General features: G+C 43.3%; 12 protein-coding genes. 8 read left to right on the top strand and 4 right to left on the bottom strand.

Annotated elements, in window-relative coordinates:
• Positions 1 to 133 precede the first annotated feature (133 nt).
• The 7 genes from ilvG to can all read left to right on the top strand — a co-directional run bounded on the left by ilvG (position 134) and on the right by can (position 8,584).
• A complete protein-coding gene (gene ilvG / locus WA256_RS17315; protein WP_058585968.1) occupies positions 134 to 1,783 on the top strand; it encodes an acetolactate synthase 2 catalytic subunit in 1,650 nt (549 codons plus the stop codon).
• Positions 1,780 to 2,025 carry an acetolactate synthase 2 small subunit gene (ilvM, locus tag WA256_RS17320; RefSeq protein ID WP_054554110.1) on the top strand — a complete coding sequence of 82 codons (246 nt, stop codon included), beginning with the start codon at positions 1,780 to 1,782 and terminating at the stop codon, positions 2,023 to 2,025. The genes ilvG and ilvM overlap by 4 nt, the downstream gene beginning before the upstream one ends.
• Before the next feature lie 104 nt (positions 2,026 to 2,129).
• Complete coding sequence (gene ilvD, locus WA256_RS17325; protein WP_063530350.1) at positions 2,130 to 3,986, top strand: dihydroxy-acid dehydratase; 1,857 nt, start codon at positions 2,130 to 2,132, stop codon at positions 3,984 to 3,986.
• Between the two features lie 2 nt (positions 3,987 to 3,988).
• Entirely contained in the window at positions 3,989 to 5,539 is a 1,551-nt protein-coding gene (gene ilvA / locus WA256_RS17330) for a threonine ammonia-lyase, biosynthetic (protein ID WP_054561166.1), read from the top strand.
• Between the two features lie 140 nt (positions 5,540 to 5,679).
• The gene (locus WA256_RS17335) at positions 5,680 to 6,675 is read left to right on the top strand and encodes an ABC transporter substrate-binding protein (protein ID WP_335992752.1); all 996 of its coding nucleotides are present in this window, start codon (positions 5,680 to 5,682) and stop codon (positions 6,673 to 6,675) included.
• A 49-nt stretch (positions 6,676 to 6,724) separates the two neighbouring features.
• Complete coding sequence (locus tag WA256_RS17340) at positions 6,725 to 7,903, top strand: methyltransferase (protein WP_130166158.1); 1,179 nt, start codon at positions 6,725 to 6,727, stop codon at positions 7,901 to 7,903.
• 18 nt (positions 7,904 to 7,921) lie between these two features.
• Complete coding sequence (gene can, locus WA256_RS17345; RefSeq protein ID WP_054561164.1) at positions 7,922 to 8,584, top strand: carbonate dehydratase; 663 nt, start codon at positions 7,922 to 7,924, stop codon at positions 8,582 to 8,584.
• A gap of 51 nt (positions 8,585 to 8,635) precedes the next feature.
• Here can and ubiK read toward each other — a convergent pair whose 3' ends face one another.
• A complete protein-coding gene (gene ubiK / locus WA256_RS17350) occupies positions 8,636 to 8,899 on the bottom strand; it encodes a ubiquinone biosynthesis accessory factor UbiK (protein WP_054561163.1) in 264 nt (87 codons plus the stop codon).
• Between the two features lie 111 nt (positions 8,900 to 9,010).
• Here ubiK and rep point away from each other — a divergent pair, with 111 nt between their 5' ends.
• The gene (rep, locus tag WA256_RS17355) at positions 9,011 to 11,023 is read left to right on the top strand and encodes a DNA helicase Rep (protein ID WP_335992722.1); all 2,013 of its coding nucleotides are present in this window, start codon (positions 9,011 to 9,013) and stop codon (positions 11,021 to 11,023) included.
• Here rep and WA256_RS17360 read toward each other — a convergent pair.
• From WA256_RS17360 to elbB, 3 genes are all read right to left on the bottom strand, one after another.
• Entirely contained in the window at positions 11,013 to 13,577 is a 2,565-nt protein-coding gene (locus WA256_RS17360) for a bifunctional diguanylate cyclase/phosphodiesterase (protein WP_063527901.1), read from the bottom strand. The two genes, rep and WA256_RS17360, sit on opposite strands and share 11 nt — an antisense overlap.
• A gap of 201 nt (positions 13,578 to 13,778) precedes the next feature.
• A complete protein-coding gene (locus tag WA256_RS17365) occupies positions 13,779 to 14,171 on the bottom strand; it encodes a c-type cytochrome (RefSeq protein ID WP_054554118.1) in 393 nt (130 codons plus the stop codon).
• Between the two features lie 182 nt (positions 14,172 to 14,353).
• Positions 14,354 to 15,004, bottom strand: coding sequence for an isoprenoid biosynthesis glyoxalase ElbB (gene elbB, locus WA256_RS17370; RefSeq protein WP_130166161.1), 651 nt, complete (start codon positions 15,002 to 15,004; stop codon positions 14,354 to 14,356).
• Positions 15,005 to 15,109: the final 105 nt, after the last annotated feature.

Here is a 15,109-nt window from a genome sequence, read left to right on the forward strand (position 1 = left end):
GGGGGCTGGTTAGTGCTTAGAGAAAAGTGAAGCATTTAAAAAGCCCCCCGCACTTAACAGTCCGGGGGGCTTTTTCGTTTTAAGGTTTGAGTCGCAGCAAATACACAATGTCACTGAGGAATGAGGATTTACGATGACAGGCGCAGAGTTAACAATCGATTTATTAGCCAAACATGGCGTTAAGGATGTTTTTGGATACCCAGGTGGTGCCATCATGCCTATTTACGACGCTTTGTACGGTGCGCCAGTCAAACATTATTTGACGCGTCATGAACAAGGAGCGGGTTTTGCAGCTGTAGGTTTTGCCCGCAGCACAGGCAAGTTAGGTGTGTGCTTTGCAACATCAGGCCCTGGTGCGACTAACTTAATAACAGCCCTTGCTGATGCGATGATGGATTCAGTGCCGTTACTTGCAATCACAGGGCAAGTACCTACCGCAGCGATAGGCTCCGACGCCTTTCAGGAAGTGGATGTGTTAGGTATGTCGTTATCATGTACTAAACACAGTTACATGGTTGAAAGAGCTGAAGACTTAGCCGAAATACTACAAGAAGCCATCCACCTAGCGCAAAGCGGCCGACCAGGCCCTGTATTAGTTGATATCCCAAAAGACATCCAAATGGCGCAAGTACCATTCCACCCTTGGTTAGCCGCCGAAGATCATTTACCTAAATTAGACGCAAACCAAGTTGCGATAGCTAACCAAATCTTAAGTGAAGCGCAGCGCCCTGTGGCGTATATCGGTGGTGGCGTACAGGCTGCGGATGCACAAAACGAGCTTATGCAGTTTTTAGAAAAAACTCACATGCCAGCAGTATCAACATTAAAAGCGCTAGGCAGCGTATTACCTGATTATGAATATGACCTTGGCATGCTAGGTATGCATGGTGGTAAAGCGGCTAACTTAGCAGTGCAAGAGTGTGATGTTTTGGTTTGTATCGGTGCTCGTTTTGACGACCGTGTTACTGGCAATTTAAGCAAGTTTGCCGCAAAAGCAAAAGTGATACACCTTGATATCGACGCGGCAGAGGTTGGTAAGCGTAAGCCTGCAAAAGCATCATTAGTCGCAGATTTAAAAACCTCATTACCGCAACTTGATTGTTTTGTAACGCCTGATGAGTGGTTAACGCACATCGAAAGCATGATGAAAGAACATGCATGGCGTTATGACTATCCGGGCGAGAAAGTATTTGCCCCTTATTTATTAAACCAGCTAAGCCAAAAAATGCCATCAACGGGTGTTGTGTGCTGTGATGTGGGTCAGCACCAAATGTGGGTGGCACAACACATGAAGTTTAGCCACCCAAGTAATCACTTAAGTAGTGGTGGTGCGGGTACCATGGGCTTTGGTTTACCGGCCGCTATCGGCGCTCAAGTTGCTCGTCCAAATGACTTTGTGATCACAGTGTCGGGTGATGGCTCAATCATGATGAACATTCAAGAACTGGCAACAATTCGCCGTAACAATCTGCCAGTTAAAATTCTAATCCTAGATAACCAGCGCTTAGGCATGGTACGTCAATGGCAGCAGCTATTTTTTGAAGGTCGTTATTCTGAAACAAACCTTTCAGATAATCCTGATTTTGTGCAGTTAGCAGCGGTGTTTGGCATTCCAGGTCAAACCATCACTAAAGCAGATGAAGTCGATGCTGCAGTTGATGCGTTAGTAAATAGTGAAGGCCCATACATTCTGCATGCCTGTATAGATGATAAAGAAAATGTATGGCCGCTTGTACCACCCGGTGCTGCCAATGATGAAATGATGACGGAGACAGTAAAATGAAACACACCCTAACGATTGCACTAAAGAATCAAAGTGTCGCTGTAGAGCGCTTTTTACGCGTTGCGCGTCATCGCGGCTTTGACCTAACAACCATGAATTTAGAAATGGCTGATGAAGCGTTCCACGTTACTATGACGGTAGACAGCGATAAGCCAATTTATCTACTAACATCACAATTGAATAAATTGGTTGATGTAAAACACGTCAATGTTGAAAACCAATTTCAACAACAAGCAATCTAGTAAAAAATCAACAGGTAACTAGAGCAATCAGATTGATGCTTTAGTGAGAAATAAATTAGGAATGAGGAAGTCAGTGGCATGCCACTGCAACAACTGAGGTAATTATGGCTAAATTAAGAAGTGCAACAACAACAGAAGGTCGCAAACGTGCAGGGGCGCGTGCTTTATGGCGTGCAACAGGGATGACAGATAAAGACTTCGGTAAGCCAATTATCGCTGTTGTTAACTCATATACTCAGTTTGTACCGGGTCATGTTCACCTTAACCAACTTAGTGAGCTAATGGCTGAAACTATCACCGAAGCCGGTGGTGTACCAAAAGAATTTAATACTATTGCGATCGACGATGGTATCGCGATGGGTCACGGCGGCATGCTTTATTCACTACCATCGCGTGACTTAATTGCTGACTCTGTGGAATACATGGTTAATGCACACTGTGCCGATGCCATGATCTGTATTTCTAACTGCGACAAAATCACCCCGGGGATGATGCTAGCAGCACTGCGTTTAAATATTCCTGTTATTTTCGTATCAGGTGGTCCAATGGAAGCGGGTAAAACACGCCTAGCTGATATCGACATTAAACTTGATTTAGTTGATGCCATGGTAAAAGGCGCTGATACCACAGTAAGCGATGAAGACTCTGAAAAAGTAGAGCGCTCTGCGTGTCCTACTTGTGGTTCATGTTCGGGCATGTTTACTGCCAACTCAATGAACTGCTTATTAGAAGCGATTGGTTTAGCACTGCCGGGTAACGGTACCACACTAGCTACGCATAAAGACCGTAAACAGCTTTACGTTGAAGCGGGTGCGCGCATTGTTGATTTATGCCGTGAGTATTATCAAAAAGATAATGCAGCAGTATTACCACGTGCTATTGCTAATCGCACTGCCTTTATGAATGCAATGGTAGTTGATATTGCTATGGGTGGTTCATCAAATACGGTTTTACACTTATTAGCTGCAGCGCAAGAAGCGGGTGTTGATTTTGATATGTCGCACATCGATGAACTTTCTCGCAAAACTCCTTTCCTTTGTAAGGTGGCGCCTGCAACCAATAAATATCATATTGAAGATGTGCACCGTGCTGGTGGCATGATGGCAATTATTCGTGAGTTAGGTAAAGCAGGCCTAGTTGATTTATCCGTTGATCACGTAGCAGGTCACACTATGGCTGAAATGGTGGCTAAATGGGATGCCACCGATCCTAATAATGAAGTAGCGCAAAAATTCTATAAAGCAGGCCCTGCGGGTATCCGCACTACAAAAGCAATGAGCCAAGAGTGCCGCTGGCCAGAACTTGATAACGACCGTGAAAACGGCTGTATTCGCAGTGTTGAAAATGCCTTTCGTCAAGATGGTGGCTTAGCTGTACTTTCAGGTAACTTAGCCCTTGATGGCTGTATTGTTAAAAGTGCCGGTGTAGTTGAAGAAATGCTGCACTTTGAAGGCCCTGCGGTTGTTTATGAATCACAAGATGATTCGGTAGAGGGCATTCTTAACGGCGAAGTGAAAGCCGGTGACGTTGTTGTGATTCGTTACGAAGGACCAAAAGGCGGCCCAGGCATGCAAGAAATGCTGTATCCAACGAGTTACTTAAAATCAATGGGCTTAGGTGAAAAGTGTGCGCTTATCACCGATGGTCGTTTCTCGGGTGGTACATCAGGTTTATCAATTGGTCACGTTTCACCAGAAGCAGCAAGCGGTGGTGCAATCGCTTATGTTGAAAATGGCGATAAAATAATCATTGATATCGCAACCCGTGAAATCACTTTGGCGTTGTCAGATGAAGAGCTTGAAGCACGTAAACAAAAGCAACTTGCACGCGGTAAAGATGCTTATAAACCACTTGATCGTGACCGCTATGTTTCATCTGCACTTAAAGCCTATGCATTACTTGCAACCAGTGCAGACAAAGGAGCTGTTCGCGATTTAGCAAAACTTGAGGAGCTTAGTTAATTATGGTTTCTCAAGAGCTCGATTATTTTCGCGCTATCATCCAAGCGAACATGGAGCCCCTTGCAAAAGTCACTGAGGTCAGCGAAATGGCTGATCTTAGTGCACGGCTAGGCAACCATGTGTGGCTAAAGCGTGAAGACCAACAACCGGTTTATTCATTTAAGCTTCGTGGTGCTTTTCATAAACTGAGCAAGTTGCCAAAAGGTTCTGATGTAATCACAGCCTCAGCGGGCAACCATGCGCAAGGCGTTGCACTCAGTGCCTCATTTTTAGGCCATAAAGCTACGATTGTGATGCCAGTCACAACACCAGAAATTAAAGTGAATGCAGTACGCTCACTCGGTGGTGAAGTGGTATTGCACGGCCATCATTTTGATGCGGCAAAAGCCCATGCTTTAGAGCTGACAGAGCAGCGTAACGGGGTGTTTGTGCCACCGTTTGATGATCCTGATGTGATTGTTGGCCAAGGTACCGTTGCCCGTGAATTAATGCAGCAATTGAACGACCTTGATGCTGTTTTTATTCCTGTTGGCGGTGGTGGCTTACTGGCAGGTATGGCGGTGTACATTAAGTCGTTACGCCCTGATATTAAAGTCATTGGTGTTGAAGCTGACGAGAGTGCCTGCTTAAAAGCAGCACTTGAAGCAGGCAAGCCCGTTGAACTTGACCGTGTTGGCAGCTTTGCAGATGGTGTAGCCGTAAAAGTTATTGGCACGGAAACATTTCGTTTAGCGCAAAAGTTTTGTGATGAAGTGGTCACTGTAACGGGCGACGAAATCTGCGCCGCAATGCAAGATATCTTTGTTTCAACTCGTGCGATAGCGGAGCCTTCAGGGGCGCTATCAACAGCGGGCCTTAAAAAGTGGTGCCAACAAAATGGTGTTAAAGGCTTAAACGTAGCTGCGATTTTATCGGGTGCAAACTTAAACTTTGACCGCTTACGTTATGTTGCTGAACGAACGGCTCTCGGTGAAAAGAACGAAGCACTGCTTGCTGTGACTATTAAAGAAGAAAAGGGTAGCTTTAAGCAGTTTTGTAACTCATTAGGTGGCAGGGCTATCACCGAGTTTAATTACCGTTATGCAGGCCCTGGCGAAGCACAAATTTTTGTTGGTATTGCCTTAAGACAAGGGCAGCAAGAGCTCGATGAGTTAAAAGCGGCACTGACAGAAAATGACTACACATTTTGCGATCTATCAGATAACGAGCTGGCTAAATTGCATATTCGTTATATGGTGGGTGGTAAAGCGCCAGCTCAGCTTCATGAGCGTTTACTGCGCTTTGAGTTTCCTGAATACCCAGGTGCACTGGCGCGATTCTTAGATACCCTTGGTAGTAATTGGAATATTACTTTATTCCATTACCGTAACCATGGTGGAGCTATTGGTAATGTGCTGGCGGCCTTTGCTATTGAACCGAGTGATTATGAGGTATTCAATGAGCATTTGAACCGTTTGGGATACAACGTTCAAGATGAAACAAACAATCCATGTTTCACCCAGTTCCTAACCAGCCAAGGTCAGGAGTTGAGCGCAGTGAAAGTGGCTAATTAGTTATAAAACCTGAATAAGGCTGCTAATTAGCAGCCTTGTTTTTTTCTCTATTTTTCCTATAGTTAATGCACGGTTTCAAGCAAGGATGATGCGTGCAAGGTATAAAAAGCCTACTAGGGGTAATCTGTTTAATACTAGCTATGAGCGCACAGTGTGCTGATAAAGTTAGCTTACAGTTAAAATGGACTCACCAGTTTCAATTTGCAGGCTATTATATGGCTGCAGAAAAAGGCTTTTATAAGGAGGCAGGCCTAGATGTCTCTATTATTCCTGCTGATCCAAACCATCCAGATACCTTCCCTAAAGTACTAAGCGGTAAAGCCGACTTTGCCATTACTCACTCAGGAATATTACAAAAGCGTCAGCAAGGCGCTCCGGTTGTCGCCCTAGGAGCCATATTGCAGTTTTCGCCTTACTGCTGGATGGTAAAAAATAACTCAGATATTTTTCAGCCAAGAGACTTTGCTGGTAAGAAGCTAAGTAAAATCGGTTCAATAGAAAATGCTGAGTTACTGGTGATGTTACAGCGCGCTGGATTGAGCCTAGAAAGCTTGATGGCAGCTAGCCATGAAGGCGGTATTAAAGAGTGGCTTGCCGGTGATTTAGACGCGGTGCAAGTGTATGTCACCAATGAGCCTTATACAATGACACTACAAGGAGTCGGTCACCGACTCATTTGCCCGCAAAAGTTTGGTTTGAATGTGTATGGCGATATTTTATATACCTCAGAGCAGTTTTTAGCGAACAAGCCAGAGGTTGTTGAGCGCTTTTATCGTGCCAGCTTAAAAGGGTGGCGGTATGCCTTATTACACTTAGAAGAAAGCATCGATGTAACCAAGCAGCATTATGCCACCCATAAAAGCGTACAAGAGCTGGCCTATGAAGCCCATGTGTTAGCAAGCTACATTCAACCACCGGGGATTAATTTAGGCAATATGTCGATGGCAAAGTGGCGCTTGATTGCAGATTTATATGGCTTAGATCAGGATGAGTTTGATCAGGCCTTTGATGGCTTTATGTATGATCAACAGCAAACAGAAGGTTTTGAGCTATCTTGGATGCTGATCCTAGCCATCATTCTAAGTATTGCATGTGTGCCATTGTACATTCGTTTGATCAGTAGTAACCGACGTTAAATAAGATAAATCTGTTATACTGCTTTTTATTTCTTGTCGCTAAGTAGTTATGACACTTGCCGAGCACTTTGCTGCCTTAGATGCACTGCTATTTTCAACCCGCCAATACTGGCAATGTACCGCATTTGATTTTGATGATCTTCCTTGGCCTGAATTAGCCAACTTATTATGGGCGCTTGATGACCAACAAGTGAGTGAACTTGATGCCGATCAGCAGGCTTTATATCGTTATTTTACTGATGAAATCGAACACATCGAAAAGCTGGCTGAATTGTGTGAGTTGCCAGCGATAAGTGCTGCCCGAAATGAATTTCCGTTTTGGATAAGTAATGGCATTAAAGGCCGTAAGTTTGAGCAACTACAAGACTTTGTCGCGGCGATCAGTCAGCAGCCATTAAACCAGCCTGTTTTAGAATGGTGTGCTGGTAAAGGGCATTTAGGTCGCATGTTGGCATTCAATGGAGCACCACGAGTACATAGCATTGAGCTACAACAACACTTGTGCGACCAAGGTCAACACAGTGCTAAGCAACAGCAATTGGCGATGCAGTTTACACAAGCTGATGTATTAACCGATGACACTGATGGCTTTTTTGAAAGCCAGCAGCATGCTGTTGCTTTACATGCTTGTGGTCGTTTGCATCAAACATTTATGCAGCAAGCAAGCAAAGCGAAAACCCAACAAATCAGTTTTTCACCGTGCTGTTATCATTTATTCACAGATAACGCCTATCAAGCAATGAGCGAGACTGCCAAGCAAAGCCAACTAGCGCTTACTCATCGCGATTTAAAACTGGCGCTGCAAGAAACGGTAACAGCACCGAGCCGAGTTGATAAGGTAAGAAAAACAGAGGTTGAATGGCGTCTTGGATTTGACGCGTTACGAAAATCACTGACCGGTGAAATGCACTATGTGAGTGTGCCATCAGTGAACAAAGCGATCTTCTCTGATTCGTTTAGCTCATTTTGTTTGTGGGCAGCTGAGAAAAAATCATTATATTTACCAGAAGGCATTGATTACAATAAATTTTTAGAGATAGGTAAAAAGCGCAAAAGGGTAACTGAGCGAGTTGAACTCGTCCGACATGTGTTCAGAAGGGCAATTGAAGTTTGGCTCGTGCTCGATCGTGCTTTATATTTGCAACAACAAGGGTATCAAGTAACAGTTAGTACGTTTTGCGAAAAGCAGCTGACACCAAGGAATATCTTGATCCAAGCTAATTATTAAATACCGTAAAGAGGCGCAATGAGAAAGTTAAAAAATTTATTCGAGAATAATAAACGTTGGGCAGCGCGTACGAGTGAAAATGATCCTGAGTTTTTCAAAATTCTATCAATGCAGCAAAATCCAGAGTATCTGTGGATCGGTTGTTCTGACTCGCGTGTACCTGCAAACGAAATCGTAGACTTATTACCGGGTGAGCTATTTGTTCACCGTAACGTGGCAAATGTTGTTGTGCATACCGACCATAACTGTCTTTCGGTAATGCAATACGCTGTTGAAGTACTGAAAGTGAAGCACATCATGGTCGTTGGTCACTATGGCTGTGGTGGTGTTCAAGCAGTATTAAACGAAGCACGTTTTGGCTTAATTGATAACTGGCTACGCCACGTAGGTGATGTAAAAGAAAAACACATCGAACAACTCAATGCATTACCTGAGCAAGAGCGTTTAAATAGCTTAATTGAACTAAACGTTATCGAACAAGTACGTAACGTTTGCCGTACTAACATTGTGCAAGATGCTTGGGCGAAAGGCCAAGAGTTAACAATTCATGGTTGGGTGTATGGCTTAGCGAATGGTCATCTTAATGATCTAGAGTCGGTAGTGACCTGTGCAGAAGAAGCTAGTGATACCTACGGTATTGCCGTTAAGCGCGTATTTGAACGTGTGGCAGAAAAAAGCTAAAACCTAAAACTAGCTAGGTAGAAAAAAGGAGAGCTAATTCGCTCTCCTTTTTTATTGTTCGTCTTGTTTGCTAGCAAGTTGCTGCTCGAGTAATGCAACTTTTTCTTCAAGCTCAGTGAGTTTTTCACGAGTACGAATAAGTACTTGGCTTTGAATATCAAACTCATCACGGCTTACAAAGTCCATCTCAGCAAGTTTGTTTTGAATAGCTTGCTTTGTTTTGCCTTCAACTGTTTCGGCAAGGTTTTTCACGCCTTGCGGCATGTTATCAGTAATTTGCTTAGCGATTTCTTCAAGTTTTGCTGGGTTGATCATCTTCGTCCCTTGAGTCACGTAAAAAAACAATCTTACCTTATTGGCTAGGCGTAGTGTAGTGATTACGGTAAAATTGCCCGTCCTGTCTTTGGATAATTTCTTTAGGGGCTTATGAAACTCAACCCAAAACAAGATGAAGCGGTAAAGTATATCAGTGGACCGTGTCTGGTATTAGCCGGTGCGGGATCTGGTAAAACGCGTGTTATTACTAATAAAATCGCTTACTTGGTGCAAAAGTGTGAGTATCAAGCGCGCAATATTGCAGCGGTAACCTTTACCAATAAAGCCGCAAAAGAAATGCGCGAGCGTGTAACGCAAACACTGGGTAAACAAGAGTCGAAAGGCTTATGGGTTTCAACGTTTCACACCCTTGGGCTTGAGATAATCAAAAAAGAGTTAACGACGTTAGGTTTTAAACCCGGTTTTTCGTTGTTTGATGATCAAGATACCAACCAGTTATTAGCTGAGCTGACCGAAGAAGAACTTAAAAAAGACAAAGATCTACTCAACCTACTGAAGATGCAAATAGGAAGTTGGAAGAACGAGTTGATTCTACCAGAGCTTGCCGTTCGCGAAGCCCGTGAGCCGCAAAAAGCCTTGTTTGCTCAGCTATATGCGCGTTATCAAAATCAATTACGTGCTTACAACGCCCTAGATTTTGATGATCTGATCATGATCCCTACTTTGTTGCTGGGCCAAAATGCCACTGCGCGTGAGCGTTGGCAGCAGCGTTTTCGTTACTTGCTGGTGGATGAGTATCAAGATACTAATACCAGCCAGTATCAGCTGGTTAAGCTACTGGTGGGTGAGCGAGCTCGTTTTACCGTGGTAGGCGATGACGACCAATCAATTTACTCATGGCGTGGTGCTAAGCCTCAAAACCTTGTGCTATTGAGTAAAGATTTTCCGGGCTTACGTTTAATTAAGCTTGAACAAAACTACCGAAGCGCAGGGCGAATTCTAAAAGCGGCGAATATTTTGATTGCTAATAACCCCCATGAATTTGATAAAAAGCTATTCAGTGAGCTTGGCTATGGTGAGCCTATCAAAGTGATTGGTTGTCGTGATGAAGAGCATGAATCTGAGCGAGTGGTGGCAGAGATTATTTCTCATAAATTCATGAAACGCACCAGCTACAAAGATTACGCGATTTTATATCGTGGTAATCACCAAGCGCGCGTGTTTGAAAAAGCACTTATGAGCAACCGCATTCCCTATAAAATCAGCGGCGGCATGTCATTTTTCTCGCGTTCAGAAATTAAAGATATCATGGCGTATTTACGCCTGTTGGTGAACCAAGATGACGACAATGCCTTTTTACGAATTGTAAATACGCCACGCCGTGAGATTGGTACGGTCACACTTGAAAAACTAGGCACCCTTGCTAATGAAAAGCATATCAGCTTATTTGCTGCCTGTTTTGAGCCTGAGCTTGCGCACAGATTAAAGGGCCGTGGTTTTAATGCTTTAGCTGGTTTTGCCCGCTGGGTGGTTGAGCTTTCTGATAATGCGGTACGGGGCGATACCCTTGAGGCTGTGAAAGAGTTAGTTAGGCAAATTAACTACGAAGCATACCTTTATGAGTCATCACCGAGTGCAAAAGCCGCTGAAATGCGTATGAAAAACGTTTCAGAGCTTTATCGTTGGATCACCGACATGCTAACAGGGGACGCAGACAACCCGCCGCTGAACCTTGCTGAAGTGGTTAGTAAACTGACCCTGCGCGATATGCTTGAACGCAACGAAGAAGAAGACGAATCTGACGCGGTACAATTACTGACACTGCATGCTTCAAAAGGTTTGGAGTATCCTTATGTGTTCATGGTTGGCATGGAAGAGGGTTTATTACCGCACCAAGTAAGTATCGATGAAGATAACGTTGAAGAAGAGCGTCGTCTTGCTTATGTAGGTATTACGCGTGCACAGCAAGAGCTGGTAATGACCTATGCTAAGTTACGTCGTCAATTTGGTGAAACTTCAGATACTGAGCTCAGTCGCTTTGTGCAAGAGTTACCACAAGATGATTTAGCCTTTGAAGCGAAAAAGCCACCGTCTTCACAGGCTGAGCGCATGGAAAAAGGCCAAGCTCGTGTAGCTAATCTAAGAGCAATGCTTAAGAAGTAATAAATTGTGCGCTCGGTGCTTCGTGTTCGAAGGGTGCCAGCGCATGTTGCTTACCAATAAACAATGACAATCCGTGCTTATCGAGTAAGGTGCGGTAGTTAAAAATCGACGGGCCTTTCGCGATTACTTGGATATTTTGCAGCTTAGTAATCGCCAGTACACCTTGCAGTTGTAAGTGATAGTTTTCTTGCTGCAGTACTCGCTTACTGAACGTTGAACTTAATAATAAGTAATCGAATTGGAACTCAGTCAGTAAGTTTAACTCACAGCGATCTTTGGCAAATTCATTCAAACCAATCGAAAACCCTTGAGCGACCAAATTTTTTAAATTTTCAATTTGTACCGCTGATGCGTAACGAATTTCTTGTTCGTTGAATAGTAAACACATTCTATTCGCATCATGGGCTTTTAATAACTTACACAGTGCTTGAAAATTAATACGTTCAAGCACTAAACCAGAGCAAGGGAACAATACTTTTTCTAGATTACTGTCACTTACTAAGCTGAAGGCTTGTTTGAGTAAATTAAGTTCAACCTCAAAGTGCTGTACTCTATCGGTCGCAAACTTCTTAAGTACTTCAAAGCTGGTGCTACCAAGTACTGGGTGTTCACCAAATGCTTCGAGTAAAGACTCTGCGCGAGTTTGTTCATCCAAGGTAATGATTTCGGCACTTCTAAAGTGCATTGGCAAATCATCTAAGTGATGCATATTGTCAGCATCATGTTGTACATTGCTGGCATTAAGCAGCGGATGGAAGCATTCAAAGCGATTACGGCCTGCATTTTTCGCGTAATACATGGCTGCATCCGCATCACGTATAATTTCATCGGTGTGCTTGTAGCTTGGTTTTGAGTAAGTAATACCAATACTGGCACCACTTTGAATGCACTGACCCTTCATACAGAAAGGTTTTCTCATAATTTCGATGATACGTTTGGCGACATCTTGGGCTTGCTGTTGCTCTGTTAAGTGAGTGAGCAATATCACAAACTCATCACCACCTAAACGTGCAAGCAAATCGTGCTCACGTATACAATGCGAGAAAGACTCGGCAACACCAATTAAAAATTGATCGCCAGCTTGGTGACCAAGGTGATCGTTAATGTCTTTAAATTTATCAAGGTCAATAAATAGCACTGCAAACTGTTGCTCTGGGTAGCGCTGGTAGTGCTGTAATGTTTTTTCAAGCTGAGTTAAGAATAAACTGCGATTCGGTAAACTGGTTAGTGAGTCATGGTGTGCATCGTGATACAGCTGTTGTTCTATTTTTTTACGCTCTTCAATTTGCATTTGCAGGTGCATATTGGCTTGGCGAAGTTCTTTGGTTTTTTCAGTGACCCGGTGCTCAAGCTTTTGGTGACTAAGCTTTAACTCTTGGTTTGCTAGGTGAGTTTGAATAACATTAGCAATTTGATGCGATACAAAGGTGATTAGCTCACAATCATCCTGACTAAATTCATGCTTATTATTGTAAGCTTGGCAAACAATGAGGCCTATAACGCCTTGCGAGGTTTTCAGCGGAGCACCTAACCAACTAGTCGCAGTGCGCTCAGGTGGTACATTAACGGGTCTTTCTATAACGCCTAGCTTGATAAGCTCCTTTGCTCTTTCACTGTCTATGACTTGGCACTTTTCAGTGCTGAGCACCAGTTCACTGTAGCCTTTAGCAAATGGCCGTGGTTTACCATTATCGTTAAACTCATCGACGCAGTAAGGGAAACTTAACCAATGTGACTTTTGGTCATACAATGCGATGTATAAGTTATCTGCATAGGTAATGGTTTTGATAATGTTATGTACATGCAGATATACATCGTCGAGGTTTTTACTTTGTGTTGCCAGCTCTGATATTTTAAATAAGATCTGTTGACGTTCTAGCGCACTTTTACGTTGTTGAATTTCGTCGTTCAGTGCTTGGTTACTTTGTGTCAGTGCACGGGTGCGAATTTTTACTTCAGATTCGAGCAGCTCACGTTTTTTAACTCGTTCAATCGCTGTCGCTAAATATAATGACATCGCTTCGAGCAACTCAATTTGCTGCTCCGAATAGCCTTGTTTATTGTCATAGCTTTGCGCGACCATGACTCCAATAATGACTTTATCGCGATAGACGGGCACTCCAACCCAATGCTCAGCTGGCGTACCAAAGCACTTAAGTAAGCCTTGTTCAACCGCTTGCTCTGTTTGTTGTTTGGTAAAGTAACAGGTTTTACCTTGTTTAAATACGTAACCCGTGAGGCCTTCTTTAAAGTACTGCTCATATTTTAATGGTACTGAAAGACCATCTTTTTCATCGGCGAAATAAGATAGCTCAAGGTTATCGTAAACCGGGTTATGCAACACAACGAAGAAGTTTTTACTTGGGATATAGTCTTGCAGAATGTTGTGGATAGCAGGGTAGAGTAGGGTTAATTCGGCAACAGTGCTTGCTTGCTCTGATAATTGTAAAAGAGCATGTTGCAAGTGATGTGATTGCTTATACTTTTGTAAAAGCGATTTTAAGCGAGCATTTTTTCTTTCTAGCTTATCAATGTGTGTTGCTGAATCTTCCAATGATTTAGAACCAGATCTTATTGTTGTTTAAATTTCGTCCTTTATAGTTCCACTTTTTTATTAGATCGTCAAGTAACAGATGTTAACAAAATAGTAATTTATGATGGGGCGTATTTGGCTACAGCATTAGTCTAGCGGCTAAAAGCAGGCACAAAAAAAGGGCTTAATAAAATTAAGCCCTTAGTATTAGTTTTTGAACTGTTACTTGCTAGTCATGAAATCGATAGCAGCGCTGATCTCTTCATCAGAACAGTCCATACACGTACCTTTAGGAGGCATCGCGTTGAAACCGTTGATTGCATGGTCAAGTAGAGTGTCCATGCCTTTAGCAATACGAGGAGCCCAATCATCAGCTGATTTAGGTGCACCTAGTGCGCCAGTGCCATGACAAGCAAAACATGCTGCTTGGTAAACTTGTTCACCTGAACGAGGACCTGTAGGTTCAGCAGCGACCGCAGCTTTATCACCTTCTAGATATACAGAACCAATTGGCGCTAGACGCTTTTTAATTGCATCTTCAGTCAAAGAGTTGTCATACGCTTGTGCATATGCCGTTGTTGCTAGCAGTAATAATGCAGCTGATAGTTTTTTCATTTTGCCTTGCTCACTTCGATTTGAACGTGATCAATCACGATATCTGACGGAAATTAGAACGATTATAACGCTAAGCCACAATTTATAAAATGATCTAAAAGGCTTTTTCTTGAGAAAAACCGTCATTTTTTTGCGTTAGCGCAAGAAAAGCCAGCATTAAATACTGGCTCTTAGCTTGATGTTTAAGCAAGCTCTAATACTTTGTTAACCAATTTTTCGATACCCGCATCAGCATCTAAAATGCTTTGGGCCAACATATAGGCTGGGGTTGTGACCACTTTATGCTGAGGATCGACAACGATATCATCCACAGCACAGCTTTGGTGCGCTCCGCCAAGTTGCTCGATTGCTGCAGCGGTGTCTGCATCGTTACCAATGGTTGTTTTTACACCTTTACCATAAATAAGTGGCAGCATGGCAGGAGCAATACATATATAACCCGCTGCTTTGTTGGCATCGACAAAGGCCTTCGCAGTTGTCAGTACATCACCTTGAACTTGGGCATCTGCGCCTTTAACAGCAAAGTCAGATAGGTTTTTCGCGGCCCCAAAGCCACCTGGTACGATCAAGGCATCGAATTCATCTACATTTAGCTCAGTCAGCGCTTTAATTTCACCACGGGCAATACGCGCAGCTTCAACTAACACATTACGGTTAGGTGTCATTTCTTCACCGGTTAGGTGATTAATGGTGTGCATTTGGTCGATATCGGGTGCGAAGCATTGATAGCTCGCGCCTGCTTTTGCGATATGTAATAAGGTTAATACGGCTTCATTGATTTCTGCGCCGTCGTAAACACCGCAACCAGCTAAAATTACAGCAACTTTTTTCATTTTTGAACTCTCCTTAATGCGACTAGCTTTAGTTTAACAAGGATACGAGCATGGCGACAAAATAAAAAATTTTCGTCGCTTGATAACTCGCAAAGCATGATGAAT

This window comes from Pseudoalteromonas sp. CH_XMU1449-3, from assembly GCF_037027245.1.
GTDB lineage: Bacteria > Pseudomonadota > Gammaproteobacteria > Enterobacterales > Alteromonadaceae > Pseudoalteromonas > Pseudoalteromonas shioyasakiensis.